Source organism: Kocuria atrinae C3-8, assembly GCF_000286355.1.
GTDB lineage: Bacteria > Actinomycetota > Actinomycetes > Actinomycetales > Micrococcaceae > Kocuria > Kocuria atrinae_A.
In genome coordinates, this window is record NZ_AJXN01000042.1 from 1 (window position 1) to 17,136 (window position 17,136).

The window sequence follows — 17,136 nt, forward strand, 5'->3', positions numbered from 1 at the left end:
CCTCTTACACCTAGATCAGGTTAGGGAGCGGGCTTGGGAGCACCTTCGCGATCCCTAGAAGGAGTTCGGGGCTGTCACGAAGGTCGTGATCGGACAGGGCATTGTGCGGGTTCTCGGGATGATGAGGTTTTCTCACCGGATGCCACGCTTGAGGGTGGTGGGCACCAGTGCGGCGGCGACGATGGCCCCGACATTCGATCGGTGAGAGGATGACGTGACTCAGGGATTTCCATTGCACGAGCAGACACTTCCGGATTGTGGATTAATGAATTACTCGCCAGGATGAAATGCTCTTTTTGAATATCTACGCAGCGGCTTCACCAAATCTAACTTCGGGTAATAATATTTTCGAAAGTATACAGAAACGCGAATTGCGTGTTCCACAAGAGCATCATCGTGGCGTTCAAAAAGTTCATCGAGCGCCATCCCGTCTTGCATGGGAGTTTCATCCCACAGGATGGAACAAGATTCATCTCTTGCCCAATCTTCACAAATTTTAACAATGCCTTCCCTGTAACTAGTTAAGTCATCCTCGATATGGAGGAAGAATTCGTCGTCCGAAGTAATCAAGACGCGTTCCAACGCATCCCTCGACCTGTCGCTAATAATACGAAGATCGTTACATTTAACCAGCACCTCCCCGCGCGCCGCTGGCCCTACGCTCAAGTTTGACTCAATAGACCGCCTCAGATCTTGTGCATGCCGAAGGAAATCACTCATTTCTCTGTGAAATTCCAAATAGCTTTCTAAAGTCTTATCTCGCATCCAATTCATCTCGACCTGCTTGGAGCCCATTCTATGGGCCACCAATACGGCGACTATAGCGAAAAATCCACCAGCCGAGCTGCCAATGATTTCGGGAAGTACCTCTGTAAAGTCCATGGGCACATTTAATCACGACTTGGCCAGAACTGATACTCATATACCTCGCCCGTTCATACAGAAACTCATATACATTCTCCACACAGGCTATTTTCGCTAAATTTAGGATCGTTATTGGGAGTTTCTCGCCGGGATGAGGCGTCGAGCATAGGTGCGGACAGGAGCAGTGCTCAGGCGGCATGGCGCAAAAATCTCGAACAGGATGAGTAAGCGACCAAGACATCTGCCCGCCACAGCGAGGTTTTTTACCGGCTTCCTCGCTCGAGGGGCGAGCATAGGCGCGCCGGCGATAATGGTGCCGCAATACCCCGGTGCGCAGTCCGGCCGGCCGTAGTACGCCGCGGAACCGCAGTGAAATCGGCCCGACAGGAGTTCGAACAAATGCAACAACTCCCGTGGGTCACATGGTAGGAAGAAGTGTTGAAGTAGGACGAGTAGCTTCCTGCTGCGCCAGCGGGCCCTTGGACCTCTGGTCGTAGCACCGATCTTATGCAAGGTAACGGTGCTGATGTCGACGGCCATAAGTTGCCTCGAGTCAGCCACGAAGTGTCCGGTAGCCGGCCATATGTAAAGCGGAAGGGAGCTGAAGCGCGATCAGATTTCATCTGATCGCGCTTCAAGCCTGGTTTATGGCAATCACTCCGTGTCGGCGTTCTAGTAGACGGTTCCCATGGCCTTCCTGACCTCGTCTAGCGTGTTGTTGGCGATCTCGTTGGCGCGGTCGTTCCCTCGCTTCAATACCCGTAGGGCGACCTCGGGGTCCTGGGCTAGCTGTTGCCGCCGTTGCCGGTGGCCGGCGAGGAACTCGTTGACCGCCTCGGTGGTCACCTGTTTGAGGCGTCCGCTGCCGGCGTCACCGATCTGCTCGGCTAGCGCCTGCGGGGTGGTGTCCAAGCACAGGGCGGCCGTTGAAAGGAGGGCTGAGACCCCGGGGCGGGTGTCCGGGGCGAAGGTGATCCGACGCTCGGAGTCCGTGACGGTGCGGCGGATCACCGCTGCGGTCTCATCGGCGGTCATCGACAGGGCGATGGCGTTGCCGTAGCTCTTGGACATCTTCCGCCCGTCCAGCCCCGGCACTTCCGGGGTGGCGGTGAGCAGGGCCTCGGGAACGGGGAAGGCGTGCCCGTAGCGGTCGTTGAAGCGGCGGGCGATGACGCGGGTGATCTCCACATGGGGCAGGTTGTCCTTGCCCACCGGCACCAAATTGCCCTTGCAGAAGAGGATGTCCGCGGCCCGGTGCACCGGATAGGTCAACAGCAGCCCGCTCAGCGCCCGGCCGGAGGCGGCTGCTTCGGCCTTGACGGTGGGGTTGCGGTGCAGCTCGGCCTCGGTGACCAGGCTCAGGAACGGCAGAAGCAGCTGGTTCAGCGCCGGCACGGCAGAGTGGGCGAAGATCGTCGTCCGCTGCGGGTCCAGGCCCGCGGCCAGGTAGTCCAGCACCGCGCTGTGCACGTTCTCCTGCACGCGGGCGGTGGTGTCACGGTCGGTGATTACCTGGTAGTCAGCCAACACCAAGAAGATCTCCACCCCCGCCTGTTGCAGACGGAGGCGTTCGACGATGCTGCCGAAGTAATGGCCCAGGTGCAAGGCCCCAGTCGGGCGTTCCCCGGTGAGGACCCGGAATGCCTCCGGGGCCCGGCCGATGGCCCGGGTCAGTTCGGCCGAGCGCTGCTCGGCGGCGGCGAATGACTCCATGTGCGTACTCCTCGAAGGTCGGAAGCTGCACACAAGACCGCCGAAGTGGCACGGGCTGCTGTGCAACCCGTGAACATGCGTCAACCGGCTGCTATCGCAGCCACCACCACGCCAGACGGTTGAGCATCATGCCCCCACTCTACCCACCCGGCAGCAGCCCCAGACTCTCCGCCGAGCCCACCCCGCACGGCCAGGGCACTCCCGGTACGGGCCAGAACTGCGCTGTCCTGGATAACATGGCCGACATGCACGCTCCCCCGCCGTCTCCGCCTCCTGAAGTGCTTGAAGCGTTCGGGCTCACCGACAGAGTCCACCCTGTGCCCGGCGGACAGGGGCGAGCTTTTCGGGTCGGTGCAGTGGTGCTCAAACCGACGGAAGACCCGATCGAGGCACAGTGGGCGTCCGCGCTCATGGACGGTCTTGCCCAGGAGCCTGGCTTCGATGTGCCAGCGCCGTTGCGCGCCGGCACCGGCGCCTATGTCGCTCACGGATGGACGGCTACCGGACTGGTTGAAGGAACAACAGGGCCACAGGGCCGGTGGGAGCCACTGATCATCGCCGCCCGGGCGTTCCACAGAGCCCTGGCCCAAATGCCGCGTCCCGATTTCCTCGCCCGCCGCTCGAACCCCTGGGCGGTGGCCGACCGTGTCGCCTGGGCAGAGCAAACCATCGACGTCGCCCCCGAAGCGCGCACGGTCTACAACGGGCTTCTCGGCCTACGGCGCCGGTAGAGATGCCGTCCCAGCTGATTCATGGGGATCTGACCGGCAACGCGCTCTTCGCCGAGAACCACGACCCAGTGATTATCGACTTCTCCCCCTACTGCGCCCGACAGCCTACGCCGAGGCCATCGTCGCCGCCGACGGTCTCCTCTACTACCCCGGCGACGTCCCGCCGCCGCCATTGGCCGCCCCGAAGAACAGTGGATTCAAATGATGGTCCGCGCCCTGATCTTCCGACTCGTCGCATCCGCAGAGCTCGTCGGCATCGGTGGGCGGATCCCGGACGATGAACTCCAACGCTTCACCCGAGCGACAGCCACGGTAGAACGCCTGGCCGGCACCGCAACCACCCACCAGTAGAGGCAACCATCGAAGCGACCCGGTATTCGGCCACGCACGGACGCTGAGTACGACCCCGACGCGTTGGCGTCCCGGTCAGGACATGCCCCTCAGGGCCTCGCGCAATACGGTGATCCACTCTTCGGAGGCGTCCAGATGAGCATCATGGGTCCCACGGGGCAGATCGATCCGCCAAGTTCCTGGGCGGCAGCGATGAGCGCGTCCTTCCGTGCGGGGGTGAACATCGAGTCCGCGGCGAAGACCACCGTGGTCGGGGCCGTCACCGCCTTCCACTCCTCCCAGCGCGGAACGTGCACGGCCTCGAGGACGGCTTGCATGACCGCCGCGTCGAACCGAGGACGAAACCCGTCGCCAGTGTGTTGAAGATCCGCCACCCAGGCCCGGGCCAAGGCACTGTCACCGAGAAATTCGGTGGCATCGGCCATTGATCCGAAGGGCGTGGGCCACGAGCGGAAGAATGCACCCAAAGCCCCTGCCTCCTCCAGGTCCCCGCCGTGCACGTCGGCTTCCAGCAGCACCAGACCGGCCACCCGCTGAGGGTGTGCAGCGGCGGTGAGCAACGCAGTGTGCGCTCCCATGGACTGACCCACCAGCACCACGGGATGACTCGAGGCGACCACATCGATCACCGCTGCGACGTCGTCGACGAAAGCCTGCCGGCCCATGTCCGACGGCACGCGGGTGCTGTGTCCGTGCCCACGCTGATCCACCAGCACACACCGGTACTCGGGCCACAGCGCTTCGGCCGAGGGAATGAACTCCTGCGCGCTGCCGGCCAGCCCGTGCAGGAACACCACCACCGGGGCGTTGCCGCCGGTGTCCAGATAACTGATCCGCGTCCCCGACTGTCCCACCGTCTCCCGCGAGAACTTCATAGCCTTGATCCTCCATCAGGAACCGGTGCAAGACAGGGCATGGCCATGGGCTCAGGTCAGGCTCATGCCTCCGTCGGTGGTGATGACCTGACCGGCGACCCACACTCCCTGGTCGGTGGCCAGCCACCCGATCAGCCGCGCGGGATCTCTCGGGTGCCCCCAGCGGCCGAAGGGGGTGGCCTGTCGCCATGCCTCGATCTCTTCCAGGGAGCGGTCGGTGGTTCCGGGGTCGAGGTAGCCGGTGTTGACCGGGCCGGGGTTGATGGTGTTCAACACGATTCCGAGCTCGAGCAGTTCCGCGGCCACCGTGGGTGTTACCTCTGCCAGAGCGGCCTTGCTGGTGGCGTAGGCGACCTCACCGCGCATCGGCCCTCGCCCTGGCCCGAGGTCATCCAGAACACCCGGCCGGCCGTCCGTTCATCGACGGGCCCGGCTTTTTCGATGCGGTCGCCGGGCCGCGCTGAGGCGGATCGAGCAGTCGTGGCGGCGTGGCGGTGGACGAAGTGCCGGGTCAGCAGCAGGGTGGAGCGGGTGTTGGTGTCCCAGAAGGCGTCCAGGGTCTCGGCGGTCATGTCCAGGATGGACCCGTCGCCGCCGCTGCGGGCGTGGTTGCAGACGAGGATGTCCAGCGCCCGGTCAGGGCGTGGGCCTGCTCGACGAGGTTTTCAGCGGTGTCCGGGTCCCTCAAGTCCGCGGAGACGTCGCCGGCGAGGGCACCATCGTGCAGAGCGGCCCGGATGCCGGCGCGTACCGCATCGAGGTCGTCATCGCCCCAGGGCTGGTCCGCGTCATGGGGGCTGTAGTGGTGGAAGAACACACTGGCCCCCAGGGAGGCGAGCTCAACGGCCACCGCGTAACCGATGCCGCGGCGGCGGGAAACCCCGGTGACCAGAGCGGTTCTGCCCCGCAGCGGGCGTGTGGAAGAAGCGTGAGCCATGGTGGTGCTCCTGACGTACTCGAGGATTCGTCGTTCACAGGCAGGCGCTCACACCGTCTTCATGGTGGGGAACCTATCAGTGACCACCGCTGCGGGCGGTGCGTCACCCAGGTGAGTGTCAACCGGTGGCCAGCACCCGGTCACGATCGCGGCGGTACATCGCGGCGTGCTCGGCGAAGTCGTCCCGGCCGGTCTCGGCGGCTCGTGCGTCGGTGAACGCCGCGAGTTCCTCCAGACGTGCCGCCACCGCGGCCAGCAACTCTGCGGGCTCGTAGGGCATTTCGTAGGAGTCGATCAGCAACCGGAGGCGACCCGCACGCTCGGGTGTGGGCGGGCCGCCGTCGTGCGCGTCATCGGTCAGAGGCACCAACCGGTAGGCCAGGTAGGCGAGGTCCCAGATCCTGGGGCCCGGGGAGGCCGTGTCGAAGTCGATCACCCCGCGCAGCCGACCGTTGCGGAACACCAGGTTGTACGGGGCAAAGTCGTTGTGGCAGATCACCTCAACCGGGTGGTGGGTGGGCAGCTGCCAGACCAGGTCCTCCCCTACCAGCGCGGTGGACGCGTCGTGGATCCGGCGCATCAGCTGCGCTGCCGCCACCAGGACCGTATCCGCCCACACCCACTCGGACAACGGATAACCGGGCACCACCCCGACGATGTAGGACAGGACCTCCCGACCGTCCTCGTCCACCCCGCGAGACTCCGGAACCTCGGTGACCCCTTCCGCCCGCAACCGGACCAGTAACTGGTGCACCGCCGTGGTCCAGGGCCCGACAGTGCGACGGACAGTGTCGTCGACCCGCACGACGGTGGTGGAGTTGCCGCCGGTCAACATCTCCTCTTCCATGGCACGACCCTATCCGGAGGGCCTCAGCCGAGCCGGCGACCCAACTCCCGGGTGACGTGGGTAACCGCATTGGTGTACATGTTCCGCTCCTGTTCGGTCAGGTCGGGGCGGCCAGCCAGGAGGCTGCGGTGGTGCAGGGACGTGAGGAACCGTTCGTAGATCTCCCAGGCGTCACGGCGGACCAGCACCTCGTCGACGGTGCCCGTGGCCGCCCGGTGCTCGCTGGCCGCCAGGTAGGCCTCGACCAGGTCCCGGGTCTGGGCCCGGGTCATGGGCAGGTGCCACGGGTCCACGGTGATCTGCCCGCCGAGATAGGCGAGGTCCTGGGCGGGGTCCCGATCTCCGACCACTCCCAATCGATGTAGCGCACCCCGGTGTCCCCGTCGACGAGGATGTTGGGCAGCAACAGATCCCCGTGGATCACAGCGAAGGACTCCAACCGGTCAAAGGTCTTCTGTGCGCCGCGCAGATACGCCCCCACTTCCCGCGCCAGTCGTGTCACGTCGGGCTCGGCCAGCACGGCCGGGTGGTTGTCCGCCCACCAGTCCAGCCCGGCAGTGAACTGTCCGTCGATGTCCACCTTCGCCCGGCGCTCTCCCGTCTCGGCGGTGAGGTCTCCGCAGCGCTCGAAGCGCTGGGCATGCAGGCGAGCCATCTGCTGGACGTGGGCCCGGATCAGGGCCGGGGTCCACTCCCCCGGTGGGAGGACACGGCCGGGCACGAAGGTGACCACCATGTACGGGGCGCCCAACGGGTTGTCCGCCGACTCCTCGAGCACCAGCGCCTGCGGTCCGATACCGGCCAGGACCAGGCCGAGTCCGTGGAACTCCTCCCGCATCGGCCGCGGCAGCTCCTCCACCGGACGCCGGGCGATCCGCACCACCACCCGTTGCCCGCCGGCCTCCAGCAACCACGCCGCGAAGCTCTCCCCCTGCCCCAGCAGACGCACCTCGTCACCGTCTCCGGGTGACGAGCCCAGGCCGACCGCGGCCGGGGCCTGACCGGCCAGACGAGTCAGTCGATCAGCCATGGACGGATGCTCAGGACGGGAGAGACTCATAAGCACAGTCTGCCCGCCACCTCGCCTGGCCGGAGAACCGCTGTTACAGCTCTGCGGCATTGAGGAACCCTTGCTGCAACGCGGCAGGCCAAGGAGTCGGGGAACTCAGGGCAGTCCCACAAGCCGCTGGCTATGTGGTGTACGTTCTTAAGCGACCCCAATTAGAGGCCTTTGTGCGACATACACAGTTACCGACCCTTCAATGGACATGATAGTTCCGAGTAAAATATGCAGTTAACGAATCACGCGAACTCTTGCGGATTGGGTCAGAAACGTGGGCTCACTGCATTGGATTACTCAACGCCGTGCTTATATCGACACAATTAGTTAATGACCGATCTTTGAACCTCCAGCTCGCAGGATACGGTCGATATGGGATTGAGTCATCTGATTGCATTGCTCCCCTTCCGATAGTGCAACCTGTAACCACCCAGGGCCTTTTCGCACCCCGATCTCAGGCGCAAGACGCTCCAGCTCTCCCTCCTCAACTAGAACAACACCTGCCTCATCCAACAAGGTGAGGAGAGTACTTGCTGCCCTACGAGCAGAGCCTTTGAATGCCGACATACCATGGTCCTTCACGGACGCCCACGGTGAGCCCTGAGTGCGGAGTTGAGCGAGCACAAGTTCTTTATCCCCAGCCGAAAACTGATTGTTTCTTTTACCCTCAAGAGCGGATACGATAGCATCCAGCACATGGCCGACTTTGGCAGGTTCTCGTGGTGCATTCAGGTCCACTGTTGCCAATTTCCAGAGATTTGCCATCTCTTCGGTCCAAACTCCGCCTACAGATTTGACCAAATTCTGAAGCTTTCTTTGGTCAGAAAGCATGTCGAGATCGGGGGCAGCCACAACCGGAACATCAACGGCACTAAGTGCGGAAGATACTTTAGCCATGCCATCTTTTCCACCGGTTGGAACAAATAAAATTTCATTCCTGGGCAGAGGATCTTCCTCTCGTCCCTCACAGTCAATTGCAGCTGAAAGGTAGGCACAGTCGCCTTCCGCCTCCGCCACGACCACAAGGCGGTGGAATAATCCATCTAACACATTGGTGTATTTGAGCACGGGGTCAGTCCAAAGCGCCTTTAGCTGTGTCGAGTCGAGCCGGCTTGCCTTATTCGGCCCGTCTCCCCTGGTGAGACGGGCAACAGAAATGTTTACACCTGAGTTAAGAAGCCCCGTCAAGAAGCTTCGATCGTGTGTCGCAACCAGTATCTGAAGACCCGTTTTCACTGCCAGGCGCCCAGTTCCGCGCCGAGTGCGTGAGCCTGCGGCGGGTGCAAAAATGCCTCGGGTTCATCAATAATGACGACCTTGTACGCAGCAGTCACGATCGGAAGCAACTGACCCATCAAACTTCGCATGCCGTCACCCTGATCATCGAGCGGGCGCAAATTAGCCATTTGCTCACGATACTCGGCTGGAATGTTGTCAATTCGGGGCGGCTCCATGTCCATCTCGCCAACGCGAAGGCGAATGGTGCGCCCGAGTGCATCAAGAGTCAACGGCGGCCCGAATATATCACGGGAAACATCACTCACTTCGTCGAGGAGACGTTTCGAGTCCTGTAAATAGTGAATCGGGTGCTGTGGTGGATCTCCTGCTGATTCACGCATCTCGGCGGCGCCACCAATTCCAAATCTTCCTTGGGCATTGCCATAAAAGACGAGTGAATTCGCAAGCGCGCCCAGTTCATCGGGTGGGTTCTGCCAGCTTTGGAGCAGTACGCCTGGGTGTTGCACACCCATTTGGGATCTTTGGAATCCGGCGTCCGTACCCTGAACTACAAAACTTGCGTTTTGACCAAGCCACGAAATCACATCTGCTTGACTTCCAGGGCCATATAACTCGAGTGACTCCACAGCGATGCGCGGTTGTTCGACATAACCGGGACTGTGGGAAAGTTTTTCCCAAACTTCACGGAGTACTGTCGACTTACCCGCGTTATTCGCGCCAACAATGGCAGTTACACCAGCGCGCTCCAGCGGAATCGATTGACCACCAATTAGATTAATACGATCGATTGCAAAGTCGAAAGAGTTTGCATCGCCACCCATAAAATGTTGATAGTTCGGGAAAGCAGCCGCAAATCGTTCAGCCCAGTCCTGTGTCAAAACGTCTCCTTATTATCGGTTGCGCTCAAAGTGAGCTTCCGTGCAATCACTTTTTACGCAACAAACACAAATTTATCATTGCAGGAATTCGGCCATGGTAGGTGTCACACACGTGCGAACACTGCACTAGCGCCTACCGTCCCGTCGCCGCATAAGGGGCCTGCCAAGGGATTTTCTGGCACGTGCGTGGTCAGCATCGCGAAGTTTCCCTCGCTCAGCGCAACCAGCACTTCCATGCGAGCGGCAGCGCAGTAAGAGCCTCTGATGTTGATCGAGGTGTTTGATCTGTCGCCTCGATCTGAGCACAAGCCGGCCTCAACCGGGCCGTTGCACGCCCGTTCGCTCGGTAAGCAATCGCGAGGCGTTGTCATGCCCGTTTACCCCGCGCGATGAAAAGCCCACTGAGGTACGGCATGTGCATCACGATGTTCACAAGCAACGACGGGATCAGATGCTCGTCGCTTGCGGCAGCTCCCGGATCCGCCGGTAGAGGGTGGCCCGCGACATGCCGAGATCCCGAGCACCTGGGTGGCCGGCTCCCCACCGTCGATCAGGCGCACGGCATTGCGGATCTGGGAGTCGGTGAAGGTCTGACGGCGCCCGCCGAGGTCTTTGCCCGCAGCCCGGCGTTTGGCCACCGAGTCGGTGATCCGCTCCCGCTTGATCTCCAGCTCCATCTGCGCCAGAGCGGCCATGACGGTAAAGACCATCGAGCCCATCGGGGTGGCGGTGTCCACGTCTCCCCCACCCAGGTTCAGCACGCGCAATCCGGTACCTCTGACCCTTAGTGCTTCGGCGAAGGCCAGCATGTTCTGCGTCGATCGCCCCAACCGGTCCAACGTGGTGATCACCAGCGTGTCGCCCTCCTCGAGCGCGGCCACGGCCTTGTCAAATTTCGGACGCGATGCACGCCCTCCAGACACTCCACTGTCCACATAGACGTCATCGCGCCGCACGCCGGCATTCAACAGGTCAGACACTTGACGATTCGCATTCTGTTGCCGTGTCGACACCCTGGCGTACCCGATCAGCTTCCCCATGTCCACCTCATCTGTCTCGCAACTGACGTTGAGTATCCGGTGCTGCTGGGGGCCGGCTGTGGATGAGGGAGGCTTCGTCATCGTGCACGGACTGCCCTGGCCCTCGCTGTTCGTGCAACTAAACGTCTCCAAGGGCATGGCAGGGGTTCCACACTCGTCCTTCCTGGCGCTGTCGGCCACCGCCGCCACCCTGGGACTATTCCCGGTGGCCGGGGTGGCCCTGCTGTTGTGCGCCGACCGTCTCATGGACTCCATGCGGGTGGTGGTGCACCTGTTGGACAACTGTGTGGCCCCCTTCGTCGTCGCCCGATGGGAGGGCCAGCTCGACCACGCCAGATGCGCGCAGTCTTCGCCGGCCAAGCGGAACAGCAACCCGCGCCCGCAGTCACGACTGTGGTCGCGACTTTCGCCACGGCGTAGCCACCGCACAAGGCAGCCAACTCCTTCTCCGGACCATGGGCTACAGAAGGTGTCAGTAGTGGGAGCCAGCTTGAGAGTAGATCTAGAGGCCTAAGGGACCAACATCACTGAGTGCTGGTGGAATCGATAATTACTGCATCGACAACCTAGGGGGACTGCGCCGTTTTTCTATAAAAGCAAATTTCAATCAACAGTTAATTTTCAAGCTGCGTGAGAGTGGTTTCGCATAAGTGACGAACGGGATTTAGGAGTCGATTCGGTAATTCACTATCGCCAATAGCCTCTTTTTCTTGTCGGATCACATGATCAAGGGCTTCAGGGATAATTTCTGCTAGGGACTTAACCCTTTCCAGTAACCAGTCTTCATTGACACGCGCCTCTTGGGCGAAGCGCAACCAGTGCCTTCGAGAAATTCTTCCAAATCGACGTTGTCCTCCGATTGCCATGGCTGCCCCTCTTAAGCCATCATCGTCGTTATATTTATATTCGTCGTGACTCTCACGTCTGTAAGGCAATCCAGAGGCCACATCATAAAAAGGAGCTAGGGCGGTGATTCCAGGAGCCAGAATTACGGAGTAATTTTTTGCGTGGGCATCAGGGGCACCAAGCAGATAATTGCCAATTAGTCCATCGACGAAACGATTAACTTCTTCTTCTGCGGCTTCCGCCTCACGTAAAACCTTAATGATAGTTAGGGCGTTGGGGCCTTTGTCTGATTCATATTTTCGATGTGGAAGAGTGGAAGTGGCTTGGCAAAAGTCTTCTTGATGGATTCTCCGCACTATTCCAGACTCGTCGCGATGGCGATCATATCGCTCAATCACGATAGCCGGGGATCCATCAAATTCAACGTATTGGGTACGAGCGGTCGATAACCCGGCGATATCTAGCGTGTGCAGACAAAGATGCTCATTGAGTGCTTGGTCCTGAAAATCGTGAATGCCGGGCTTGATGATGTGGGTGGTAGGTTCGGCTCCAGATGCCTCGTACCACCTGCCCTTTTCCATACGTAAAGCAAATTTCGATTGTGCTCCCGCCAGTGACCACCGTTCGCGAGTCACAACCCAGGAGCCTTGCGGCTGGGCCCCCAAAGCTCGTAGCCGCCGACCGATTTCTACCTCGGTGTATGGCGTCAGGGCACCCTCGCCAGACAACGCATTGTCCAACTCGTCAGGGTGGACGAACTGCACGGCACCGGCACACTCGAGACCGATGTGCTCGAGTAAGGCAAAGGGATTAGTTGGGGATATTTCGAATTGCCGGCCCATGGCCTCACGCACTCCTGCCCCCTCTGGCAGTAGGCCTTCAATAAAAGGATTTGTCTTGCGCGGAGGGTAAGCATCTAGCCGGTATGGTAAAGCCAAGGAGAGTTCTCCTGCAATCGGTACGCCTTCTAGATACTGAAACGTCCGGGCGCCCCCTTTGCTTTGTTGTAGTACACCAATCAATTGTTGGTGAAGCAAAACAAGCAGTTCTTTCATTGATTTCCCTTCTTTTCGGTATGATCTTCATCGTCATGCCTAATATTTTCTAGTGCTTGGCGGGTTGCCGTTGCAGGGTCAAGGGCGGACCGCATGTCTTTCAGTGCTTGACGGGTTAATGCTGTGGGATCGAAGGCTGGCCGTATGTTCTCCAGTGCTTGGCGGGTTGCCGTTGCAGGGTCAAGGGCGGACCGCATGTCTTTCAGTGCTTGACGGGTTAATGCTGTGGGATCGAAGGCTGGCCGTATATTTTCCAGTGCTTGGCGCGTCATCTCACTAAAAGGTTGGGTGGCGTTGTTGGATGTGGGGGGCAACTTTTCAGAGAGGGGTTGCAGGAGAATTGACATTTTCAGCACTCGTAGAACGTCCAGTATTTTTCCTAGTTCCGCACGAGGGCGCGAACCTTGTTCAATACCAATCAACCACTCACGGGACACTTCCGCCTGTTTGGCGAGCTCCGCTTGAGTGAGGCCGGCTGCTCGGCGTGCGTCGTGGATGGCAGCTCCCAGTTGACGAGCGGAGGCGATAGATCTTTCCGTCATGATGTGAACGTACCATCACACACGGTCTATGTTAATGAACGTCAACTTTTGAAGAGGAGCTTGGGCGTACACATAGGGTGTGAAGGCTCCATGCTCCTGCAGCCAAAAGGGCTCCTCAACTTCTCCCAAGATCGCACAAGGTTGGGTTGGCACTCAGGGGGTAAGGGTGGCTGGGTGCGATGGGATGAGGCAGGTGTGGCCATGCTGCGATGTGAACAAGCATTCACACGTGTATATGTGGATGCTTGTCCACACCCGAGGTGTGACGGTTCGTAGACATCTGCAAGGGTGTACTCCGTGTCTCCTAAGCCATGGGTAGCAGGACAGCGTAGCCATCCCAACGGATCCCGTGACGCCCACAGGCTCGGCATCCCAAGGGGGCATAGCCGCGCGACTCAAAACGCAAGGAAGGGCAGAGTCTCGATCGGCCGACCTACCGCTGTAGCCGCAGTAGTCCAACGTACAAGGCTCCTGTGGCCAGCCGATGCCCAGGTTTGCTTCCCGCCCCATACACACGAGGATTCCGTGCTTTTCATCCAACTTCCATTGGGATTGCCGCCACACACAGGCACCTCATGTAGAACACACGAACCCCGCAGCCCACTCACGTGTCCTCGCGGGAAGCGGCCCCTACTAGATGCATGATTCTGTTATGAACTTCATCCGGGACGACTTGACCCCCGCCGAAACGGATCTGCTTGACGCCCTTGAATCCGGCGACATTTACACACCACCAACAGCCGATGGGAATCAGATCCCAACTATCAGAGCGACCGTTATTCGTAACATATTGCGGAACGCCTATTCCGACGTGACACCTGACCCTAAGGGTCTGAGGATACGAGGAGCTCGGGTCGAGGGGCGGATCGATCTTGATCACCTTATTAGCGACATTCCCCTCGAAATTGCTCAATCAGAACTCGGGGGAGGCCTCACGGCTCATAACGCCCAACTCACGTCGCTGAGTCTTATCGAGATGACGATTGACAGATCCTCCCGGGATGAAGCGGTTTTACACCTAGAAGATCTCAAAATTGGTCAACTAGAACTGAGGGATCTTGAACTAAAAAATAGCAATTTCTGTGCATTGAATGCAAATAGCATAAATATCACAGGCACTGCAAATTTTACTCGACTCACTGCAAATGGGACTGGCCCGCAGGGGGCAGTATGTATTCCCGGCGCCGTTGTCGGCGGACAGCTCATTCTCAGTGGCGCCAAATTGATAAGCATTAATGGTCCAGCTTTAGTGGCTGACGAACTAACAATCGGATTGGATGCTTTACTCCACGATGGATTCACGGCAGAAGGAAGCGGAATTCCGGGCACCGTTAGACTGTCTAAATCCACCATCAACGGAACTCTCTTCCTTAATGGCGCTCACCTGACGAACCCAGACGGCCCCGCCCTGGTAGCCGACGGAATCGTGGTCAAATCCGATGCTTCTTTGGCGGACGGATTCACATGTAGCGGATGGGGTGAGCTTGGGACTGTGCGACTACTTGGAGCGACGATCAACGGACAATTCGTGCTCCGTGGCGCTCACATAACAAACCTCGCTGGCCCAGCTTTCAACGCTGACAACTTGACAGCTGGCACCGATGTATATATCGACGATTTCACCGCCAAAGGAAGCGGGAACCTTGGAACACTCCGGATCCCGGGAGCAATCATTAAAGGCCACCTCAGCTTCCAGCGATCTCGACTCGAAAATCCAAGTGGACCGGCTTTATGGGCCCATTATTCAACCATAAGCGCCGACCTCCACTTGGACCAAGGGTTCACTGCTGAAGGTGATACCGATCTTGGGACCATCTACCTGCTAGGTACGACCATTAACGGGCAGCTTCGAGCACAGGGGGCTATTCTCAAAAATTCAGGAGGTCCTGCCTTATTCGCGGACTACCTCACCGTCGGATCGAGCGCGCGGCTCGATGGACTGATCGCTGAGGGGTCCGACAAAGACGGCACGGTCCGCATGCGAGGTGCCAACCTCCATGGGGAACTCACATTCAGTGGCGCCCGACTAATAAATCATACTGGTTGCGCCTTATCTGCAGACGATCTTACCGTGCATTCCAATATTCGCCTCGACAATGGATTTACTGCAACGGGAAGTGGCACCGCCGGCGCCGTGCGTCTGCCAGCGGCCTTAGTCAAAGGCCAGCTTGTACTAAACAATGCTTGCTTAATCAATCCCCACGGCCCACTCCTTCGAGCCGAAAACATGGTGGTTGAATTCAGAACAGTCATTCATCTGATAAAGGTTATTCTCGTTCATCAACCACCCTTTCTATTTTCTGATTCCACCAAAAAGGATGATTTACAGCAAACGTCTAACGCGCTCATAATTTTTCGGGGAGCTTCATTGGGGGAGTTGCACGTCAGTGAATTAACTCTCGAAATGGCAGCAGAGGGAAAGTTATGGGACGTTACTGGAATGACTTACACGGCCCTACAAAGCACTGAAGGGATGGGATACAAGGGATCGGCGGTAAACATCCACGGGAAGTGGCTATCGTTTCTTCGAAATGGCACTGTCGATTTTACTCCACAACCTTATCAACAACTCTCCCTAATTACACACGCCGCTGGTGATGAGCAATTTACTCGCGCGATCCGTATTGCCCAACGGGATGACCTGCGGGCCCGCGGAAGGCTATCCGCCTGGCAAAATCGGAGCCTTTGGGTTCTCAAGCATACTGTTGGTTATGGCTACCAATCGTGGAAGGCCATCTTTTGGCTCATTGGCGTCCTTGTAATAGCCACTTTCACTAATCTACTTTTTGCGGGAGTGATTCCCGCGCCGATCATTATCGGGCCATTAGGGCTGGCTCAACAAGGCGCGTCACCTTCACCCATCACAGATATTCCATGTCGTGCTATTGACTTAATGAAGCTCAGCATTGAAACTATTCCATTAATTCCTCGCAGTCCCAGCAACACATGCGGTCCTACTGACACTTGGGCAGGCATCTTATACACATTCCTGGCAGGAATTCTAAGGCTTGCGGCATGGGCGTTAGTAACATTATTTGTTGCTGGTTACACCAAGATTGTGCGTGACCCGAGTTAAATTGTTCTTCAGGCGTAAACAATGATATATGCTCTTCGCCAAGCATTTACTGATGGGGTGGTTGAAGTCCCGCCCGCACCCGTCCATGCAATCCCCCTACTCACTACCGATCTTTCCCGCCTCGAGTTCGGCATATCGGGCAAACAGAATTTCTTGGCGTTGTTTTTCGTCCGTGCAGGATCGCTTCGCTCCGAAGGCTCGGTCAACGGCAGCGTCAAGCTTGTCATGGCGTCTAATGAGTTGCGGATCCATGGCCAACCGGTTGTAGTGCTCAGCTAGAGAGCGTTCTGGGTGCAACCCCCGAGCCTCCAGAACGCCCTTACCCGCATCAATAATCTTCTGCCGAGTAGTCTCGTCGACGGTTGGGAGCGGCAGGTTGTTCCACACGAGTGTGTTGGAAAAGCGAAGATCTGATTTGAGGCGCCCGCCCACGGTCTTCTGCCATGTGATGAACATGGATGAAGAGAGAATCCCGAAAAGGTACCCGTCCGGGTCCGGGGCCTCGAAGTTGGAGTCACCGACGATCACCTCCGGGGGCAGGGATGCCACGGTGAAGTAGCGGCGGTCCTCACCGACGTGCCGGGGGATGCACAGGTACTGCACGGACGGTTGAGATCGCTGGCCGAACAGGTGTGGAGTGGCGGCCATGGCCCGGGTTGAGGCTGCTTTGCTGACCACGCGGAAGTTTCGCACAGCCTCCAGCCGGGCCTTGAGCACCGGACTCCGCGCGACGTCGGCAGGGTCAAGATCAACGAGCCAGAGACACCAGCGGTCCTGGCTATGGATCAGCTCCTTGGCTCCGACGAAGCGACGTACGTACTTCGCCGCATAGGGATCGGCCACGACCTCGGGGTGATCCTCGGGGGCGATGAGTAGGTGCCCGCCATCTCGGGGCATGTTGCCGAAGACGACCTTGGGTAGATCGGGGGACAGCGGTGTGCGTCGTTGATCGACCAGCACATTGGGCGCTTCGGCCAGATAGCCGTTGATCGTCTTCGCTGGCTCCTCTGTAGGTGCTCCACGCAGGTCGCTGTATGAGAAAAGACGAGCCGCAGGTTTAGTTGTTGTGGGGCATGAGGTTC

16 protein-coding genes and 2 pseudogenes are annotated in these 17,136 nt (G+C 59.1%); 4 read left to right on the forward strand and 14 right to left on the reverse strand.

Annotated elements, in window-relative coordinates:
- Window positions 1–270 precede the first annotated feature (270 nt).
- Window positions 271–882 carry a hypothetical protein gene (locus YO9_RS0105525; RefSeq protein WP_016996594.1) on the reverse strand — a complete coding sequence of 204 codons (612 nt, stop codon included), beginning with the start codon at window positions 880–882 and terminating at the stop codon, window positions 271–273.
- A gap of 654 nt (window positions 883–1,536) precedes the next feature.
- Window positions 1,537–2,577: a tryptophan--tRNA ligase gene (gene trpS, locus YO9_RS0105530; protein WP_016996595.1), complete on the reverse strand. Its 1,041-nt coding sequence runs from the start codon at window positions 2,575–2,577 to the stop codon at window positions 1,537–1,539.
- Window positions 2,578–2,705: 128 nt separating this feature from the next.
- Between trpS and YO9_RS17060 the strand changes: the two genes are divergently transcribed.
- Both YO9_RS17060 and YO9_RS17065 read left to right on the forward strand, forming a co-directional pair.
- Entirely contained in the window at window positions 2,706–3,308 is a 603-nt protein-coding gene (locus tag YO9_RS17060) for an aminoglycoside phosphotransferase/kinase family protein (protein ID WP_223286158.1), read from the forward strand.
- 201 nt (window positions 3,309–3,509) lie between these two features.
- Window positions 3,510–3,659: a hypothetical protein gene (locus YO9_RS17065; protein WP_016996597.1), complete on the forward strand. Its 150-nt coding sequence runs from the start codon at window positions 3,510–3,512 to the stop codon at window positions 3,657–3,659.
- A gap of 89 nt (window positions 3,660–3,748) precedes the next feature.
- Here the strand turns inward: YO9_RS17065 and YO9_RS0105540 are convergent, their stop codons facing one another.
- The 9 genes and pseudogenes from YO9_RS0105540 to YO9_RS0105570 form a co-directional block, all read right to left on the reverse strand.
- Window positions 3,749–4,534 carry an alpha/beta fold hydrolase gene (locus YO9_RS0105540; protein WP_223286159.1) on the reverse strand — a complete coding sequence of 262 codons (786 nt, stop codon included), beginning with the start codon at window positions 4,532–4,534 and terminating at the stop codon, window positions 3,749–3,751.
- A gap of 51 nt (window positions 4,535–4,585) precedes the next feature.
- Entirely contained in the window at window positions 4,586–4,900 is a 315-nt protein-coding gene (locus tag YO9_RS17070; protein WP_223286160.1) for an SDR family oxidoreductase, read from the reverse strand.
- A 202-nt stretch (window positions 4,901–5,102) separates the two neighbouring features.
- Window positions 5,103–5,471, reverse strand: coding sequence for a hypothetical protein (locus YO9_RS20620; protein ID WP_317259758.1), 369 nt, complete (start codon window positions 5,469–5,471; stop codon window positions 5,103–5,105).
- Between the two features lie 118 nt (window positions 5,472–5,589).
- Window positions 5,590–6,318: a phosphotransferase gene (locus YO9_RS0105550; protein ID WP_016996598.1), complete on the reverse strand. Its 729-nt coding sequence runs from the start codon at window positions 6,316–6,318 to the stop codon at window positions 5,590–5,592.
- Between the two features lie 23 nt (window positions 6,319–6,341).
- Complete coding sequence (locus YO9_RS17080; RefSeq protein WP_016996599.1) at window positions 6,342–6,611, reverse strand: hypothetical protein; 270 nt, start codon at window positions 6,609–6,611, stop codon at window positions 6,342–6,344.
- The gene (locus YO9_RS0105555) at window positions 6,587–7,348 is read right to left on the reverse strand and encodes a phosphotransferase family protein (RefSeq protein ID WP_223286161.1); all 762 of its coding nucleotides are present in this window, start codon (window positions 7,346–7,348) and stop codon (window positions 6,587–6,589) included. The genes YO9_RS17080 and YO9_RS0105555 overlap by 25 nt, the downstream gene beginning before the upstream one ends.
- A gap of 357 nt (window positions 7,349–7,705) precedes the next feature.
- The gene (locus YO9_RS17085; RefSeq protein WP_223286162.1) at window positions 7,706–8,446 is read right to left on the reverse strand and encodes an OLD family protein; all 741 of its coding nucleotides are present in this window, start codon (window positions 8,444–8,446) and stop codon (window positions 7,706–7,708) included.
- Between the two features lie 164 nt (window positions 8,447–8,610).
- Window positions 8,611–9,495: a hypothetical protein gene (locus YO9_RS17090; RefSeq protein WP_223286163.1), complete on the reverse strand. Its 885-nt coding sequence runs from the start codon at window positions 9,493–9,495 to the stop codon at window positions 8,611–8,613.
- 447 nt (window positions 9,496–9,942) lie between these two features.
- Window positions 9,943–10,535: pseudogene (locus tag YO9_RS0105570) on the reverse strand (recombinase family protein).
- A gap of 103 nt (window positions 10,536–10,638) precedes the next feature.
- On the opposite strand from YO9_RS0105570, the pseudogene YO9_RS19770 reads away from it, so the two are divergent.
- Window positions 10,639–10,869 (forward strand): annotated as a pseudogene (locus YO9_RS19770) (cation:dicarboxylate symporter family transporter); the annotation flags it as partial.
- A 280-nt stretch (window positions 10,870–11,149) separates the two neighbouring features.
- Here YO9_RS19770 and YO9_RS17100 read toward each other — a convergent pair.
- Entirely contained in the window at window positions 11,150–12,436 is a 1,287-nt protein-coding gene (locus YO9_RS17100; RefSeq protein WP_223286164.1) for a type II toxin-antitoxin system HipA family toxin, read from the reverse strand.
- Entirely contained in the window at window positions 12,433–12,978 is a 546-nt protein-coding gene (locus YO9_RS17105) for a helix-turn-helix domain-containing protein (RefSeq protein WP_223286165.1), read from the reverse strand. Before YO9_RS17105 ends, YO9_RS17100 begins: the two co-directional genes overlap by 4 nt.
- Before the next feature lie 652 nt (window positions 12,979–13,630).
- Between YO9_RS17105 and YO9_RS17110 the strand changes: the two genes are divergently transcribed.
- Window positions 13,631–16,054 (forward strand): hypothetical protein, encoded by a 2,424-nt coding sequence (locus YO9_RS17110; protein ID WP_223286166.1) that lies wholly within the window; start codon window positions 13,631–13,633, stop codon window positions 16,052–16,054.
- A gap of 96 nt (window positions 16,055–16,150) precedes the next feature.
- Here YO9_RS17110 and YO9_RS0105585 read toward each other — a convergent pair.
- On the reverse strand, window positions 16,151–17,136 hold a 986-nt coding region (locus tag YO9_RS0105585), incomplete at its 5' end, for a type IIL restriction-modification enzyme MmeI (RefSeq protein WP_317259759.1).

What these genes read in the sequence shown, in the direction of transcription:
- YO9_RS0105525 (WP_016996594.1), bottom strand. Translation starts at nt 882, where the DNA reads ATGGACTTTACAGAGGTACTTCCCGAAATCATTGGCAGCTCGGCTGGT.
- trpS (WP_016996595.1), bottom strand. Translation starts at nt 2,577, where the DNA reads ATGGAGTCATTCGCCGCCGCCGAGCAGCGCTCGGCCGAACTGACCCGG.
- YO9_RS17060 (WP_223286158.1), top strand. Translation starts at nt 2,706, where the DNA reads ATGCCCCCACTCTACCCACCCGGCAGCAGCCCCAGACTCTCCGCCGAG.
- YO9_RS17065 (WP_016996597.1), top strand. Translation starts at nt 3,510, where the DNA reads ATGATGGTCCGCGCCCTGATCTTCCGACTCGTCGCATCCGCAGAGCTC.
- YO9_RS0105540 (WP_223286159.1), bottom strand. Translation starts at nt 4,534, where the DNA reads ATGAAGTTCTCGCGGGAGACGGTGGGACAGTCGGGGACGCGGATCAGT.
- YO9_RS17070 (WP_223286160.1), bottom strand. Translation starts at nt 4,900, where the DNA reads ATGCGCGGTGAGGTCGCCTACGCCACCAGCAAGGCCGCTCTGGCAGAG.
- YO9_RS20620 (WP_317259758.1), bottom strand. Translation starts at nt 5,471, where the DNA reads ATGGCTCACGCTTCTTCCACACGCCCGCTGCGGGGCAGAACCGCTCTG.
- YO9_RS0105550 (WP_016996598.1), bottom strand. Translation starts at nt 6,318, where the DNA reads ATGGAAGAGGAGATGTTGACCGGCGGCAACTCCACCACCGTCGTGCGG.
- YO9_RS0105555 (WP_223286161.1), bottom strand. Translation starts at nt 7,348, where the DNA reads ATGGCTGATCGACTGACTCGTCTGGCCGGTCAGGCCCCGGCCGCGGTC.
- YO9_RS17100 (WP_223286164.1), bottom strand. Translation starts at nt 12,436, where the DNA reads ATGAAAGAACTGCTTGTTTTGCTTCACCAACAATTGATTGGTGTACTA.
- YO9_RS17105 (WP_223286165.1), bottom strand. Translation starts at nt 12,978, where the DNA reads ATGACGGAAAGATCTATCGCCTCCGCTCGTCAACTGGGAGCTGCCATC.
- YO9_RS17110 (WP_223286166.1), top strand. Translation starts at nt 13,631, where the DNA reads ATGAACTTCATCCGGGACGACTTGACCCCCGCCGAAACGGATCTGCTT.